This window comes from Phormidesmis priestleyi BC1401, from assembly GCF_001650195.1.
Classification (GTDB): domain Bacteria; phylum Cyanobacteriota; class Cyanobacteriia; order Leptolyngbyales; family Leptolyngbyaceae; genus Phormidesmis_A; species Phormidesmis_A priestleyi_B.
The window spans coordinates 13,214-25,896 of sequence record NZ_LXYR01000039.1 but is presented as its reverse complement, the minus strand read 5'-3'; the positions used below and the strand labels follow the sequence as shown (position 1 = coordinate 25,896).

The 12,683-nt window shown below is 49.2% G+C and carries 9 protein-coding genes; 7 read left to right on the top strand and 2 right to left on the bottom strand.

Annotation, left to right across the window (positions count from 1 at the left end):
* Positions 1-87 precede the first annotated feature (87 nt).
* The 6 genes from A8707_RS18265 (at position 88) to A8707_RS18240 (ending at position 9,877) form a co-directional block, all read left to right on the top strand.
* Entirely contained in the window at positions 88-1,947 is a 1,860-nt protein-coding gene (locus A8707_RS18265; RefSeq protein WP_068818637.1) for an NAD(P)H-quinone oxidoreductase subunit F, read from the top strand.
* 58 nt (positions 1,948-2,005) lie between these two features.
* A complete protein-coding gene (locus tag A8707_RS18260) occupies positions 2,006-3,541 on the top strand; it encodes an NADH-quinone oxidoreductase subunit M (protein ID WP_068818636.1) in 1,536 nt (511 codons plus the stop codon).
* Positions 3,542-3,567: 26 nt separating this feature from the next.
* Entirely contained in the window at positions 3,568-4,707 is a 1,140-nt protein-coding gene (locus A8707_RS18255) for a CO2 hydration protein (protein ID WP_068818635.1), read from the top strand.
* A 381-nt stretch (positions 4,708-5,088) separates the two neighbouring features.
* Positions 5,089-6,981, top strand: a complete 1,893-nt coding sequence (locus A8707_RS18250) for an NAD(P)H-quinone oxidoreductase subunit F (RefSeq protein WP_068818659.1) — start codon at positions 5,089-5,091, stop codon at positions 6,979-6,981.
* A 16-nt stretch (positions 6,982-6,997) separates the two neighbouring features.
* Positions 6,998-8,566, top strand: coding sequence for an NADH-quinone oxidoreductase subunit M (locus tag A8707_RS18245; protein ID WP_068818634.1), 1,569 nt, complete (start codon positions 6,998-7,000; stop codon positions 8,564-8,566).
* A gap of 9 nt (positions 8,567-8,575) precedes the next feature.
* Positions 8,576-9,877 (top strand): CO2 hydration protein, encoded by a 1,302-nt coding sequence (locus A8707_RS18240; protein WP_068818633.1) that lies wholly within the window; start codon positions 8,576-8,578, stop codon positions 9,875-9,877.
* 188 nt (positions 9,878-10,065) lie between these two features.
* Here A8707_RS18240 and A8707_RS18235 read toward each other — a convergent pair whose 3' ends face one another.
* The gene (locus A8707_RS18235; protein ID WP_068818632.1) at positions 10,066-10,584 is read right to left on the bottom strand and encodes a phosphoribosyltransferase; all 519 of its coding nucleotides are present in this window, start codon (positions 10,582-10,584) and stop codon (positions 10,066-10,068) included.
* A 105-nt stretch (positions 10,585-10,689) separates the two neighbouring features.
* On the opposite strand from A8707_RS18235, the gene A8707_RS18230 reads away from it, so the two are divergent.
* Positions 10,690-12,141 carry an MFS transporter gene (locus A8707_RS18230; protein ID WP_068818631.1) on the top strand — a complete coding sequence of 484 codons (1,452 nt, stop codon included), beginning with the start codon at positions 10,690-10,692 and terminating at the stop codon, positions 12,139-12,141.
* Between the two features lie 17 nt (positions 12,142-12,158).
* On the opposite strand, the gene A8707_RS18225 is transcribed toward A8707_RS18230, so the two are convergent.
* Positions 12,159-12,653 (bottom strand): DUF427 domain-containing protein, encoded by a 495-nt coding sequence (locus A8707_RS18225; RefSeq protein WP_068818630.1) that lies wholly within the window; start codon positions 12,651-12,653, stop codon positions 12,159-12,161.
* Positions 12,654-12,683: the final 30 nt, after the last annotated feature.

The following is a 12,683-nucleotide window of genomic DNA, read 5'->3' as shown; positions in this document are numbered from 1 at the left end:
ACAAACATCAAAATTGATAGAGTTTCCCAAACGGGCGAGGTTGCCTGCAGGGAGTTTTTAGTAAATTTTTGAGTAAAGGCAGGTTTGATGCAGCAGTTTCTCATTGATACAAGTTGGTGGGTTCCTTGCTATGGGTTTCTGGGTGCGATCCTTTCTTTACCTTGGGCAACAGGGCTGATTCGGCGCACAGGTCCGCGACCTGCTGCTTATCTAAACATTTTTACGACGCTTTTGGCGTGTGTTCACGGATGGGCGTTATTTAACGCAACTTGGGGGCAAGAGTCCCACGAGTTGATCATTCACTGGCTAAAAGCAGCCGATTTAGATTTGTCGATCGCCCTAGATATCTCTTCAGCCAGCGTCGGCGCAATGGAAGTGACCACGGGGTTGAGTCTGCTGGCACAGCTTTTTGCACTGGGCTATATGGAAAAAGATTGGGCATTAGCTCGATTTTTTGCGCTGATGGGCTTCTTTGAAGCGGCGATGAGTGGGTTAGCGTTGAGCAATTCTCTTTTTCTCACCTACGCTCTGCTAGAAATTTTGACTCTTTCAACTTACTTGCTCGTCGGGTTTTGGTATGCTCAACCGCTGGTTGTGACGGCGGCACGAGACGCATTCCTCACTAAGCGAGTCGGCGATGTGCTGCTATTGATGGGGGTTGTGACCCTCTCAACGCTATCGGGTAGTTTAAATTTTCCTGACTTATATGACTGGGCAGAGACGGCTGAACTGTCTCCTACGGTGGCTGGATTGTTGAGTTTAGCGTTGATTGCGGGTCCGATCGGGAAGTGCGCCCAGTTTCCCTTACATCTGTGGCTCGATGAAGCGATGGAGGGTCCAAACCCTGCGTCGATTTTGAGAAACTCGGTGGTGGTGGGCTGTGGTGCCTACGTGTTGATTAAGCTTCAGCCGATTTTGATGGTGTCTCCGGTGGCTTCGACGGCTCTGGTCGCACTCGGATCGATGACCGCGATCGGAGCTTCTCTGGTAGCGATCGCCCAAATTGACATCAAACGCGCCTTGGCTCACTCGACGAGCGCTTATTTAGGGTTAGTATTCGTTGCGGTGGGCATGAACTGGACAGGCTTTGCACTGGCGCTGCTGTTTGCTCACGCGATCGCGAAAGCACTGCTGTTCATGAGCACAGGGTCAATTATTGCAACAACCAGTTGCCAAGACATTACTGAAATGGGCGGTTTGTGGTCGCGAATGCCTGCCACCACCAGCGCATTTTTGGTCGGCTCGGCGGGTCTAGTCGGACTCCTTCCTCTAGGAGGCTTTTGGGCATTTCAACAAGGAGTCGATGATTTTTGGTATGGTCAGCCTTGGCTGGTGGCAGTCATTCTGATCGTGAATGCGCTGACGGCTTTTAACCTGACTCGCATCTACCGTTTAGTCTTTCTCGGTGAGCCAATGCCCAAGACGCGCCGCGCTCCAGAAGTGCCGTGGACAATGGCGGTGCCGATGGTGACACTGACGATTTTTACGCTCACTGTTCCGCTGATCATGCAAACGCTGTCGGCGCTTCCTAGTTGGCAATATCTCAACTGGCAAGGCTCTCTGATGATCATTGGGTCGGGCTTAACTGGGCTGATTGCCGGATCGATCGCGACGTTTAACCACAATTGGTCTAGACCGATTCAAGCGCCTCTGCGATTGATGCAAGACTTTTTGGCTTACGACTTATACGTCGATCGGTTCTATCGAGTCACAGTGGTTTTTGTGGTCAGCACAATTTCTCGATTTAGCGCCTGGTTCGATCGCTACATTGTCGATGGCTTTGTCAACTTTGTTGGATTAGCGTCTATTTTTAGCGGAGAAAGTCTGAAATATAGTGTTTCGGGTCAATCTCAGGCATATATGCTGACGATTTTGGTGGGGGTGGGTCTGTTGGGAATGGTGCTTACCTGGTCGATGTGGGAATCCGCTTTGGGTGTGTTCTTCTGACCGCAGCCCTCCACAATTCACCCTTTAGAATTCCAATCTTTTTATCTTCAGTTAATCTATGCTCAGTGCTTTAATTTGGATACCTGTGCTAGGAGCCTTAATCATCGCAGTGTTGCCCCCTACGATCGAGGCAAGTCGAATTCGGCAGGTCGCACTCATGTTTGGGTCGATTGCGCTGGCATTGACGATCGCGTTAGCAACGCAGTTTGATGCCCTTAGTATTGGGATGCAGTTTCAGGAAAATATTCCCTGGCTAGATTCGTTGGGGTTGACCTATCGCTTAGGTGTGGATGGATTATCGTTTCCGCTGCTGGCGTTGAGTAATTTTTTAACGCTCGTTGCGATTTACTGCACTGACATTACCGTTCAGCGTCCCAAGTTTTATTATGCGTTAATTCTCGTGTTGAACATGGGAGTCACCGGAGCCTTTTTAGCGCAGAATTTACTGTTGTTCTTCCTGTTCTATGAGCTTGAACTGATTCCTCTCTATTTGCTGATCGGAATTTGGGGTGGCGCAAAACGCGGGTATGCCGCAACCAAGTTTTTGATTTACACGGCGTTTTCGGGTGTTTTGATTTTGGCGGCTTTCTTAGGATTGACCTGGTTGGGCGGCTCAAATTCGTTTGAGTTTGATCCGCTGTTGTCTCAGACGTTGCCGCTCACAGCTCAAATTGTGCTGCTGGGCGCAATTCTAATCGGGTTTGGAATCAAAGTTCCTCTGTTTCCACTGCATACCTGGTTGCCCGATGCTCACGTTGAAGCGTCTACTCCAATTTCTGTTTTATTAGCGGGGGTATTGCTGAAATTAGGAACTTACGGACTGATTCGATTTGGGCTACAGCTATTTCCTGAAGCATGGGCAGTGCTGTCTCCCTGGCTAGCAACGTGGGCAGTGGTTAGCGTCTTATTTGGGGCGTTTACGGCGATCGCTCAGACCGACATGAAAAAGATGGTTGCCTATAGCTCGATCGCGCACATGGGCTACATTCTCTTAGCGGCGGCGGCAGCAACTCCGCTCAGTCTGCTAGGGACAGTTTTTCAGATGGTGAGTCACGGTCTGATTTCGGCGATGTTGTTTGCCCTGGTGGGTGTGGTTTATAAGAAAACAGGAACTCGCGATATCACCGTTTTGCAAGGATTGCTCAACCCAGAACGAGGATTGCCGATCATTGGTAGTTTAATGGTGGTGGGCGTGATGGCGAGTGCCGGAATTCCGGGCATGGTGGGCTTTATTTCAGAATTTCTGATTTTTAGAGGTAGCTTTCCGGTGTTTCCCGTTCAGACTTTGCTGTCAATGGTTGGAACCGGACTCACGGCGGTCTATTTCCTGCTGTTAGTCAACCGGACTTTTTTCGGTCGTCTCCCCGATCAGTTTGCCAATCTTCCCCAAGTGCCTTGGTCAGAACGTGCGCCCGGTTTTGTGCTCGCGGTTCTGATTGTGATTTTGGGGCTGCAACCTGGCTGGGTGGTGCGCTGGACAGAAACTACAACGACAGCAATGCTAACTGATTTTCCGACGATCGCCGCCAAAGTTTTAAAGTCTCCGAGTCCGCCTAAAATTCTCGCAAATGAGCAGCTTGTAATCCACAATTGATTCCTTTTTCACCCCTTCAGATGTTTATGGTCAGCACTCCTCTCAAGCCTTCAAATCATCCGTTAGCCGACATTATTGATCGCTTAGAATCTGGCGGTGCGCTGCTGCCTGACTCGCCCGATAACGTGATCGAAGTGGTTGGCATTCTCAAGAGCTATGGCATTGTGCTAGACGCTTATTGGCGTAATCTTATCTACATTTCAGAACATCAGTTTTTAGAGTTGTTCCCGTTCTTTAAATACTTTAACGGGGATGTCTCAACCCACAAATTGCTGAAGCACTGGTGGCACGATCGCTATAACTACGAGTTTGCTGAATATTGTATGAAAGCCATGTTTTGGCATGGCGGCGGCAGATTAGACACGTATCTCGATTCTCCAGAGTTTTTAGACCTCGTGCAAGCGGCAACCAGTGCGAAACTAAAAAACAACCTGCCGATTAAAGGACTCTCAAAAGTCTTTCCTAACTTTTTGCCCGAACAGGTGCGTCAATCGTGCTACTACAGTGCGCTGGGTCAGTTTTGGAAGATCATGAGCAAAATGTTTTTAGATCTGTCTGACTTTTATGATGCAGGCAAGATTCAGTCGATTCCTGATGTGGTTGCGTTTATTCAAGCCGCGCTGGTTGCTGCTGCCAATGAGCCGATTACCTACGCGGTGAAGATTGGCGATCGCTCCTACGACATCATTCCTAAATCCGCAGGGCTGGCATTCTTGATGGATACAGGCGTTCCATATATTGATGCGGTGTTTTTCCGATCGTTCCCCTTTATGGGAACCGTTTCTTATAACGCTCAAGCTCGTCAAATTTCGTCTGACCAAGAGCGATTTAACTATGGCGTACTTCACGCAGATCCTTTGCCTGTAGGCGGCGCAGGCATTCCGCCCACGCTGTTGATGCAGGATTTACGACATGATCTGCCGCCTTATTTACATGAGCTTTATCAGCGATCGCTGCGGGGTGAAGAAGACTTGCGGGTGAGAATTTGTGTCAGTTTTCAAAAGTCGATGTTTTGTGTAACCACCGCTGCCATGTTGGGACTGATGCCTCACTCAGCAGAGACCACTAATATTCAAGAACAGCAGGCAAACCGCAAATATCTCGAAGGTTGGATGGATCGATTGATCGATTCTCGGCTCTCTAATCTCCAAGTCTGCGAAGTGTAGAAGATTACCTGCTCCCCGATCGGTATGTCTTCAATGTAATAAACGTTAACCAAGTGTGACGGTGACTACAATAACAGCGTTTGTTATTACTGTTGTTTGCAGGTCAGCAATTTGTTGAATCAGCTATAAAGTCTACAAAGGTCATACATCGACATCTTACTATCGATGGTATTCGGTCTATTCAATCCATCAGAAATCCTAAGGGCTTATATCAATAAAGGTAACTCTATTTCACTTTGGAATGTGATAGAAATTATAGTTAACTGAGAAGATTAAAAGACTGTTAGCACTGCCTCGATACGGAGTTCTAAAAATCGAATCGCAGATGCTCTAAACCCGGAACTTATCTTCCTTCCAGATCCCTATTGCGAGATGATTGCGATGGCTCAACTGCTTCTCCAGTCCGTCTGGTTAATTCCTTGCTACTCACTTTTAGGCGCAGCCCTGTCTGCCCTTTGGTTTCCCGGCATTACTCGTCGCACAGGTCCTCGCCCTGCGGGCTATGTCAACGTCACAATGACCTTTATCTCGTTTGTTCATGCAGTGATCGCGCTGACTGCAACCTGGAACCAGCCTGCTCAACAGTTCTCGATTCCCTGGCTGCAAGTCGCAGGGTTAGATTTAACGATTCCGATCGAGGTGTCTTCTTTAACGGTCGGGGTCATCGTCGTGGTGGCTGGGCTGAATCTATTGGCACAAACATTTGCGATCGGATACATGGAAATGGATTGGGGCTGGGGACGGCTCTATTCGCTGATGGCAGTGTTTGAAGCAGGATTGGTAGCGCTGGCGCTGTGTAATTCGCTGTTTTTTAGCTACATCATTCTCGAAATTCTCACCCTTGGCACTTATCTGATTGTCGGCATTTGGTTTAACCAATCGCTCGTGGTGACGGGTGCACGAGATGCGTTCCTCACCAAGCGGATTGGCGACTTATTTTTGCTGATGGGCGTGATTGCGCTGTTGCCGATCGCGGGCACCTGGAACTTCTCAGAATTGGCAGAATGGGCGAGGACAGCAAACGTTGATCAAAACACAATCACTTTAATTGGATTGGCGCTGATTGCGGGTCCGATGGGCAAGTGTGCTCAGTTTCCCTTACATCTGTGGCTCGATGAAGCGATGGAAGGTCCTGTTCCGGCTTCAATTTTGCGGAACTCGGTTGTTGTGGCAACGGGTGCATGGATACTCGTCAAGCTAGAACCTGTGCTTTCACTGTCGCCTGTGGTGCAGTCTACGATGATTGTGATTGGGTCGATTTCGGCGATCGGTGGGTCACTCATTGCTCTCGCACAAATCGACATCAAACGAGCATTTTCTTATCTAGTAACTGCCTACATGGGCATTGTGTTCATCGCAGTCGGCACTCAGCAGACCGAAGCCGCACTGCTGATCGTGTTAACTCACGCGTTGTCAATGGCGTTAATGATGATGAGTAGCGGTGCCGTTGTTTGGAACAGCATCACCCAAGATTTGACGCAGCTTGGCGGCTTGTGGTCACGTCGTCCCGTGTCGGGGTTGGCATTAGTGGTGGCGACATTAGGACTCATCGCATTGCCCCCATTTGGTAGCTTTTGGTCAATGCTCAAACTCGCCGATGGTCTAGAAAACTCTGGGCATCCCTGGCTCGTCGGTGTGCTGCTAATTGTGAATGCCCTTACCGCGTTTGGATTGACTCGTGCCTTTAGCCTCGTGTTTGGTGGCAAGCCCAAACAGATGTCAGAGCGATCGCCCGAAGTGCATTGGCCGATGGCACTGCCGATGATCATTCTGTCTGCGTTTACGCTGCATCTACCGCTGATTTTGCAATCTCTGTCACTGCTTCCTAGCTGGGCAGACATCAACACAAACATGGCACTCTTGCTGATTTGGTCAAGCATTTTTGGCGCGAGTCTAAGCGCTGTGATCTACTTGGGCAACTACATTCAGAAGCCTGTGCAGTTTCCGATTAAGGCACTGCAAGATTTAGTCGCCTATGACTTCTACACGCCCAATCTCTACCGAAACAGCATTGTGTTCAGCGTTGCTGTGGTTTCTCAATTGACTTCCTGGATCGATCGCTATCTCGTTGATGGCGTAGTCAATCTGTTTGGTATGGTAACCCTGTTTAGTGGTCAAAGCCTCAAATACAGCACGTCTGGACAATCGCAGTTTTATGCGTTGACGATTTTGGTTGGGGTGACTGTGCTAGGAGTCTTTTTGTGTTGGTCGTCGCTCTCGCACATGGTGTTAGTGATGACTGCTAGCGTGTTTCATCAGCAATCTCTAGGCTAAAGGATTAGACATCACCATGCTGAGTGCATTGATTTGGCTGCCCGTGATCGGAGCGGCATTAGTGGGCTTTCTTCCCGGCAATATTTCTGCAAGTCGGGCGAGAATTGGCGCGATCGCTATTTCTGGCGTTCTCTTGCTTTGGACGATCTATCTCCTGACTCAGTTCAATCTCGTCACGCCTGGGCTACAGATGCAAGAATATCTGCCCTGGATTCAGACATTAGGATTGAACTACAGTTTGGGAGTCGATGGCTTGTCGCTGCCGTTGGTGGCGTTGACAAACCTGCTGACTTTAGTGGTCATTTTTAGCAGCGATTTACAAGCTCCCAAGTCAGCCCCGCTGAAGCGTCCTCGATTATTTTATTCGTTGGTGTTGCTGATTAGCGGAGGCATGGCAGGCGCATTACTCGCGCAAAACTTACTGTTGTTCTTCCTATTCTATGAAGTGGAGTTAATTCCATTTTATTTGATGATCTCAATTTGGGGCAGTGAGAAACGCGACTATGCTGCCATCAAGTTTTTGCTATATACAGCCGTCTCTGGGATTCTGATTTTAGCCGCGTTCTTGGCGATAAATTGGCTCACGAATGCGTCTAGCTTTGACTATGCGGCGATCTCTACTCAAGGGCTATCTCAACGAACCCAATTAATCTTGCTGACGCTGATGATTGTTGGGTTTGGCATCAAAATTCCACTAGTGCCTCTGCACACTTGGCTCCCTGATGCCTACGTTGAAGCCTCGACTCCGACGGCGATTCTGCTGGGCGGCGTTTTAGCCAAGTTGGGCACCTATGGCTTAGTCCGATTCTGTTTGGGGCTGTTTCCTGAAACCTGGTCACTGGTCACACCAGGATTGTCGATCGTCGCTGCCGTTAGTGTCCTATATGGCACACTGGCTGCGCTCGCTCAAAAAGACATCAAGCGCATGGTGGCTTATAGCTCGATCGGACATATGGGCTATGTTCTGTTAGGCACGATCGCTTTAACGCCCTTAGCGCTAGTCGGTGCCGTTTCTCAGATGGTGAGTCATGGTTTAATTCTGGCGCTGCTGTTCTATTTGGTTGGCGTAATCGAGACCAAGGTCGGCACCCGCGATTTAGATGTTCTCAATGGGTTGCTCAATCCGATTCGGGGGTTGCCCACGATCAGTGCACTGCTGATTCTCGCTGGGATGGGCAGTGCCGGAATTCCCGGTATGGCAGGATTTATTTCAGAGTTTCTGGTGTTTCAGGGCAGCTTTGCCGCGTTTCCGGTGCCAACTTTGCTCTGTGTCGTTGGAACCGCATTAACCGCCGTTTATTTTGTGATTTTGCTCAACCGAACGTGTTTCGGCAAACTCGATAACAAGACTGCCTATTATCCCAAAGTCACTGGGTTAGAGCAGTTGCCCGCGATCGCGCTTACGGGTCTGATTATCTGGCTCGGTGTGCAGCCCAGTTGGCTCGTGCGCTGGAGCGAATCCACCACCACAGCTCTGGTGGCGGCGACCCCAGTTTATGAGGCTCGTCAACTGGCAATGAGTCCGATCGTGCCTTTGAGTGAAGTGTCCTCTCATCCAACTATTAGCAACCCTTCCATCCACTAAGAGTGTCTTATGAACGTAACCGCAAATCGCACTAAGCTTCCGCCCTCGCAGCATAAATTTGCCGACATCATTCATCGCCTCGAAGCCGGGGGGGCAATGCTGCCTGACACGCCAGAAAACCTGATGCAGATCATCGGCTTATACAAAGCCTATGCTGTCCCGATGGATTTCTATTGGCGAGATTTGCTCTACATCGGTGAGCAGGTTTTCTTAAATCCGTTTCCATTTTTCAAATACTTCATCTCAGATGAGTATATGGATCGGCACAACCACTACGCTGGAGACGACGCGGATCTGCGAGTCTGGCGCGGGCAAGCCGATGCCCACCCCGAACTGCGAGAATTTATGGACAAAGGGGAACTGAAAATGAAGCTTCCCCGATTGGCGCATCATCTCTGGCACGATCGGATCAACATGGAATTTGCCGAAGAGTGTATGCGGGCAATGCTTTGGCATCGCGGCATGTATGTGCCCGTCAACCAGTTCGATCCGTTTTTGGACAGCGATGAATATAAGGCAAACGCCGATCGAGCCATCAAAGCTTACTTCAAAGGCAATCCGGCAATGCTGGCATTACACAAAGCGTTTCCTGATTTGTTTTTAGAGCAGTGTCGCCAATCGTCTTACTACGCCAACTTGGGGCTGTTTTGGGAAGTGATGGCTCCGGTGTTTTTTGAGATGTCCGATTTGTATGATGAGGGCAAGATGACCAGCGTGCCTCAAGCAATGGACTTTTTGGTGAATGGAATTTTTGCGATCGCGGGTCGTCCCATTTATCACCATGTCTACATCCAAGGCGAATGCTACGAAATCATTCCCAAGTCTAAGGGCTTTACCTGGCTCTACGAAGCGGCGCTTCCCTATGTTGAAGCCGTATTTTATCGCACGGCACCTTTTCGAGGCACAAAGTCTTATAACGCTCAAGCTGGACAGGTTCCTTCTGAGCAAAAAGACTTTCACTACGGCGTGCTGTATGCCGACAAATTTCCCGTTGGGACGGCTGGCATTCCGCCCACTCTGCTAGCACAAGACATGCTGCACTTCTTACCCCAATATCTCGTGGATTATTATCGAGAGCACTGCCGGGGCGAAGATGATATGTTGATTCAGCTAATCGTTAGCTTTCAGCGATCGATGTATTGCGTTACATCTGCCGTGATTCAAGCCCTCCGATCGGCGTTGCTCTATCCCTTAGATGACCCAAACCCGAATCATTTGAAAGCAAACCGAGCCTTTTTTGAATCGCAGATCGACCGATTCTTGCGTCCAGAATCCCGTATCTTAGATATCCAAACCCCAGATTATCGGTAGAGACGTTTCGTGGAACCTCTCCCAACTCCACAGCGGTCGACCCGACGATCGCCAAATTGCGTTAAATCGTGCGAATAATATGAGTCGTGCGTTGAGGCGCGATCGCCGTAGAGACGTTTCGGTGGAACGTCTCTACGGCGCTATCATTTTGCGGGGCGGGGCGAAAATCTTGCCCCATTTTGGGTCGTCTATTCTCGTGTTCCGGCTCCTACTTCGGTCATCAAATCTTCTGGAGTCATGTCTTCATAGCGCTCAAACGGCTGGTGAATCCAGGGGTTGTCAGACAAATAATCAACATAATAGTCGGGTTTGATCACCGAACAGGCTTTATACCACAGCACCGCCGTCCGCACTTCTTCGATATAGAAGCCATAGTGATGCTCAAGCCAGGGAATCGATTTTTGCAGCGTCACACCGGAATCTACCAAGTCATCGACCAAAAGCACATGACTGCCGAGGTTAAGGGTCGTCATCGTCAAGTCACGCGAAAAGACTAACGTGCTGCGACTCTTGCCACTGCGATAAGAAGAAGTCGCCAAAATTGCAAGGGGCACATCGTAGATGCGAGCCAAGATGTCTCCAACTCGCAAGCCCCCTTTGGCAAGGCAGACAATTTGATTAAATTCCCACTTAGACTTGTAAACTTGAGCGGCTAGGTGCTCGATCGTGCGGTGATAATCTGACCAAGATACATGAAGATCTGACATGGGAAGGCGTGTTAAGTCGGTTAAAGATTTGGCACGATTTGAAAGATCGCACACTAAAGATGATGAAAATAATACAACTGATCACTCGGTCTCCACGCTGTCCTTATGAATAATTCTGCCGATCGACCTGCCGAGATGTTAGGAAAACTCAATTTAAGCACCAAGTTGGCATACGGCGCAGGCGATCTTGGACCTGCCGTTACTGCAAACATCCTATCTGTATTCTTACTCATCTTCTTTACCAACGTCGCAGGGCTAAATCCTGGAATGGCGGGCAGCATTCTGATGATTGGCAAAATTTGGGATGCAATCAATGACCCAATCGTGGGGAAGATGAGCGATCAAACTCGCAGCCGTTGGGGTCGCCGTCATCCCTGGATGCTGTTTGGCGCAATCCCTTTCGGGATTTTCTTTTTTCTACAGTGGTTAGTGCCCTCATTTAGCAACGACCCCGCTACTAACCAGTGGGAGCTATTTGGATATTATGTGGTGATCGGTATTTTCTTCAATAGCTTCTACACCATCGTCAACCTACCCTACACCGCTCTCACACCCGAACTCACTAAAGACTATGACGAACGCACTAGCCTCACCAGCTTTCGATTTGGGTTTTCGATCGGTGGCAGCATTCTGTCGCTTCTCATAGCACAAGCTATCTTCGCTCTTCCACTCCTAAAGGACGATCCTATCCAGAAGTACCTAGTCATGGGAGCAGTGTTTGCTGTAATTTGCGTCCCGCCCTTGTTTTGGTGCGTTTGGGGCACTCACAAGCGAGTCAAAGAAACAGAGCGCCTGCGTCAAGAAACAAGTAACGAGGTGTCGATTCCATTCATTGAACAGCTTAAAATCGTCTTCAGCAACCGACCATTTTTGTATGTGATTGGGATTTATCTGTGTTCGTGGCTTGCAGTACAAAACACGGTATCGGTGATTCCCTACTTCATTACAAACTGGATGAGGCTCACCACCGATGACTTTATCAAGGTGATTATTGCGGTTCAGGTGACAGCATTCGTCATGCTGTTTGTCTGGACTGAAGTTAGCAAACGAGTGGGCAAAAAAGCGGTTTACTTCATGGGCATGACCATTTGGATCATTGCTGAGATTGGACTCTTTATGCTACAGCCTGGTCAGACTTGGTTACTGTATGTCTTGGCTGTAATGGCAGGGTTTGGAGTCTCGACCGCTTATCTGATTCCCTGGTCAATGATTCCCGATGTGATTGAGCTAGACGAATTGCAAACTGGGCAACGCCGCGAAGGAGTGTTTTATGCGTTTATGGTGCTATTGCAAAAAGTAGCCCTGGCGATCGGGCTATTTCTCGTCGGTTGGGTGCTACAACAGTCTGGCTTTTTATCAACCACCGCAGGTCAGGCAGAACCGATTCAACCCGACTCTGCACTGTGGGCAATTCGAGTCTTAGTCGGTCCCGCTCCGCTCGTGGTGTTGCTCATTGGCTTGGTGTTAGCCTACTTCTACCCCATTACCAAAGAAGTTCACGCTGAAATCATGCTCAAGTTGCAAGAGCGTAAACGCGAATCCCAGGAAAATCAATAGATCGCTTACTCAACTCATTACCAGCCCCACGAGTCAGGTTCACCTTTAAAGGGTCCAACAATATCGCTCGTCACCCAACCCCCATAGAAGTTTCCAGGCTGCGGTATCACCTTTTCGCCATCGACATAGCAGGCATCCATCGCCGCTGCATAAAACGCGACATAGTGCTCGATCGCCGCAAACTCAGGAGTCGGATGGGCATAATACCAGGCAACATCTGCCGCTTGCTTGTCGCCCACAGATACAGTGTAATAGCTGCCCGAACCCTTCCATTCGCAGTAGGTCGATCGCGGAGACGCGATCAAATACTGCATCTGAATATCGTCAGGCGGAATGTAATAAACCGGAGGATGACTGGTTTCTAACACCCGCATCGCCCGTCGCGTATCGGCAATCACCTCGCCATTAAACACGACTTGAATCGGCTTTTCAGTCAGCTCTAATCGAGGCGGACGGGGATAGTCCCAAACAGATTCTTGACCAAGTTGCGGAGGAATGGGTTGAGGACGCATGAAAACACTCTTGAAACGCTAAAGGGACAC

What these genes read in the sequence shown, in the direction of transcription:
- A8707_RS18265 (WP_068818637.1), top strand. Translation starts at nt 88, where the DNA reads ATGCAGCAGTTTCTCATTGATACAAGTTGGTGGGTTCCTTGCTATGGG.
- A8707_RS18260 (WP_068818636.1), top strand. Translation starts at nt 2,006, where the DNA reads ATGCTCAGTGCTTTAATTTGGATACCTGTGCTAGGAGCCTTAATCATC.
- A8707_RS18255 (WP_068818635.1), top strand. Translation starts at nt 3,568, where the DNA reads ATGGTCAGCACTCCTCTCAAGCCTTCAAATCATCCGTTAGCCGACATT.
- A8707_RS18250 (WP_068818659.1), top strand. Translation starts at nt 5,089, where the DNA reads ATGGCTCAACTGCTTCTCCAGTCCGTCTGGTTAATTCCTTGCTACTCA.
- A8707_RS18245 (WP_068818634.1), top strand. Translation starts at nt 6,998, where the DNA reads ATGCTGAGTGCATTGATTTGGCTGCCCGTGATCGGAGCGGCATTAGTG.
- A8707_RS18240 (WP_068818633.1), top strand. Translation starts at nt 8,576, where the DNA reads ATGAACGTAACCGCAAATCGCACTAAGCTTCCGCCCTCGCAGCATAAA.
- A8707_RS18235 (WP_068818632.1), bottom strand. Translation starts at nt 10,584, where the DNA reads ATGTCAGATCTTCATGTATCTTGGTCAGATTATCACCGCACGATCGAG.
- A8707_RS18230 (WP_068818631.1), top strand. Translation starts at nt 10,690, where the DNA reads ATGAATAATTCTGCCGATCGACCTGCCGAGATGTTAGGAAAACTCAAT.
- A8707_RS18225 (WP_068818630.1), bottom strand. Translation starts at nt 12,653, where the DNA reads ATGCGTCCTCAACCCATTCCTCCGCAACTTGGTCAAGAATCTGTTTGG.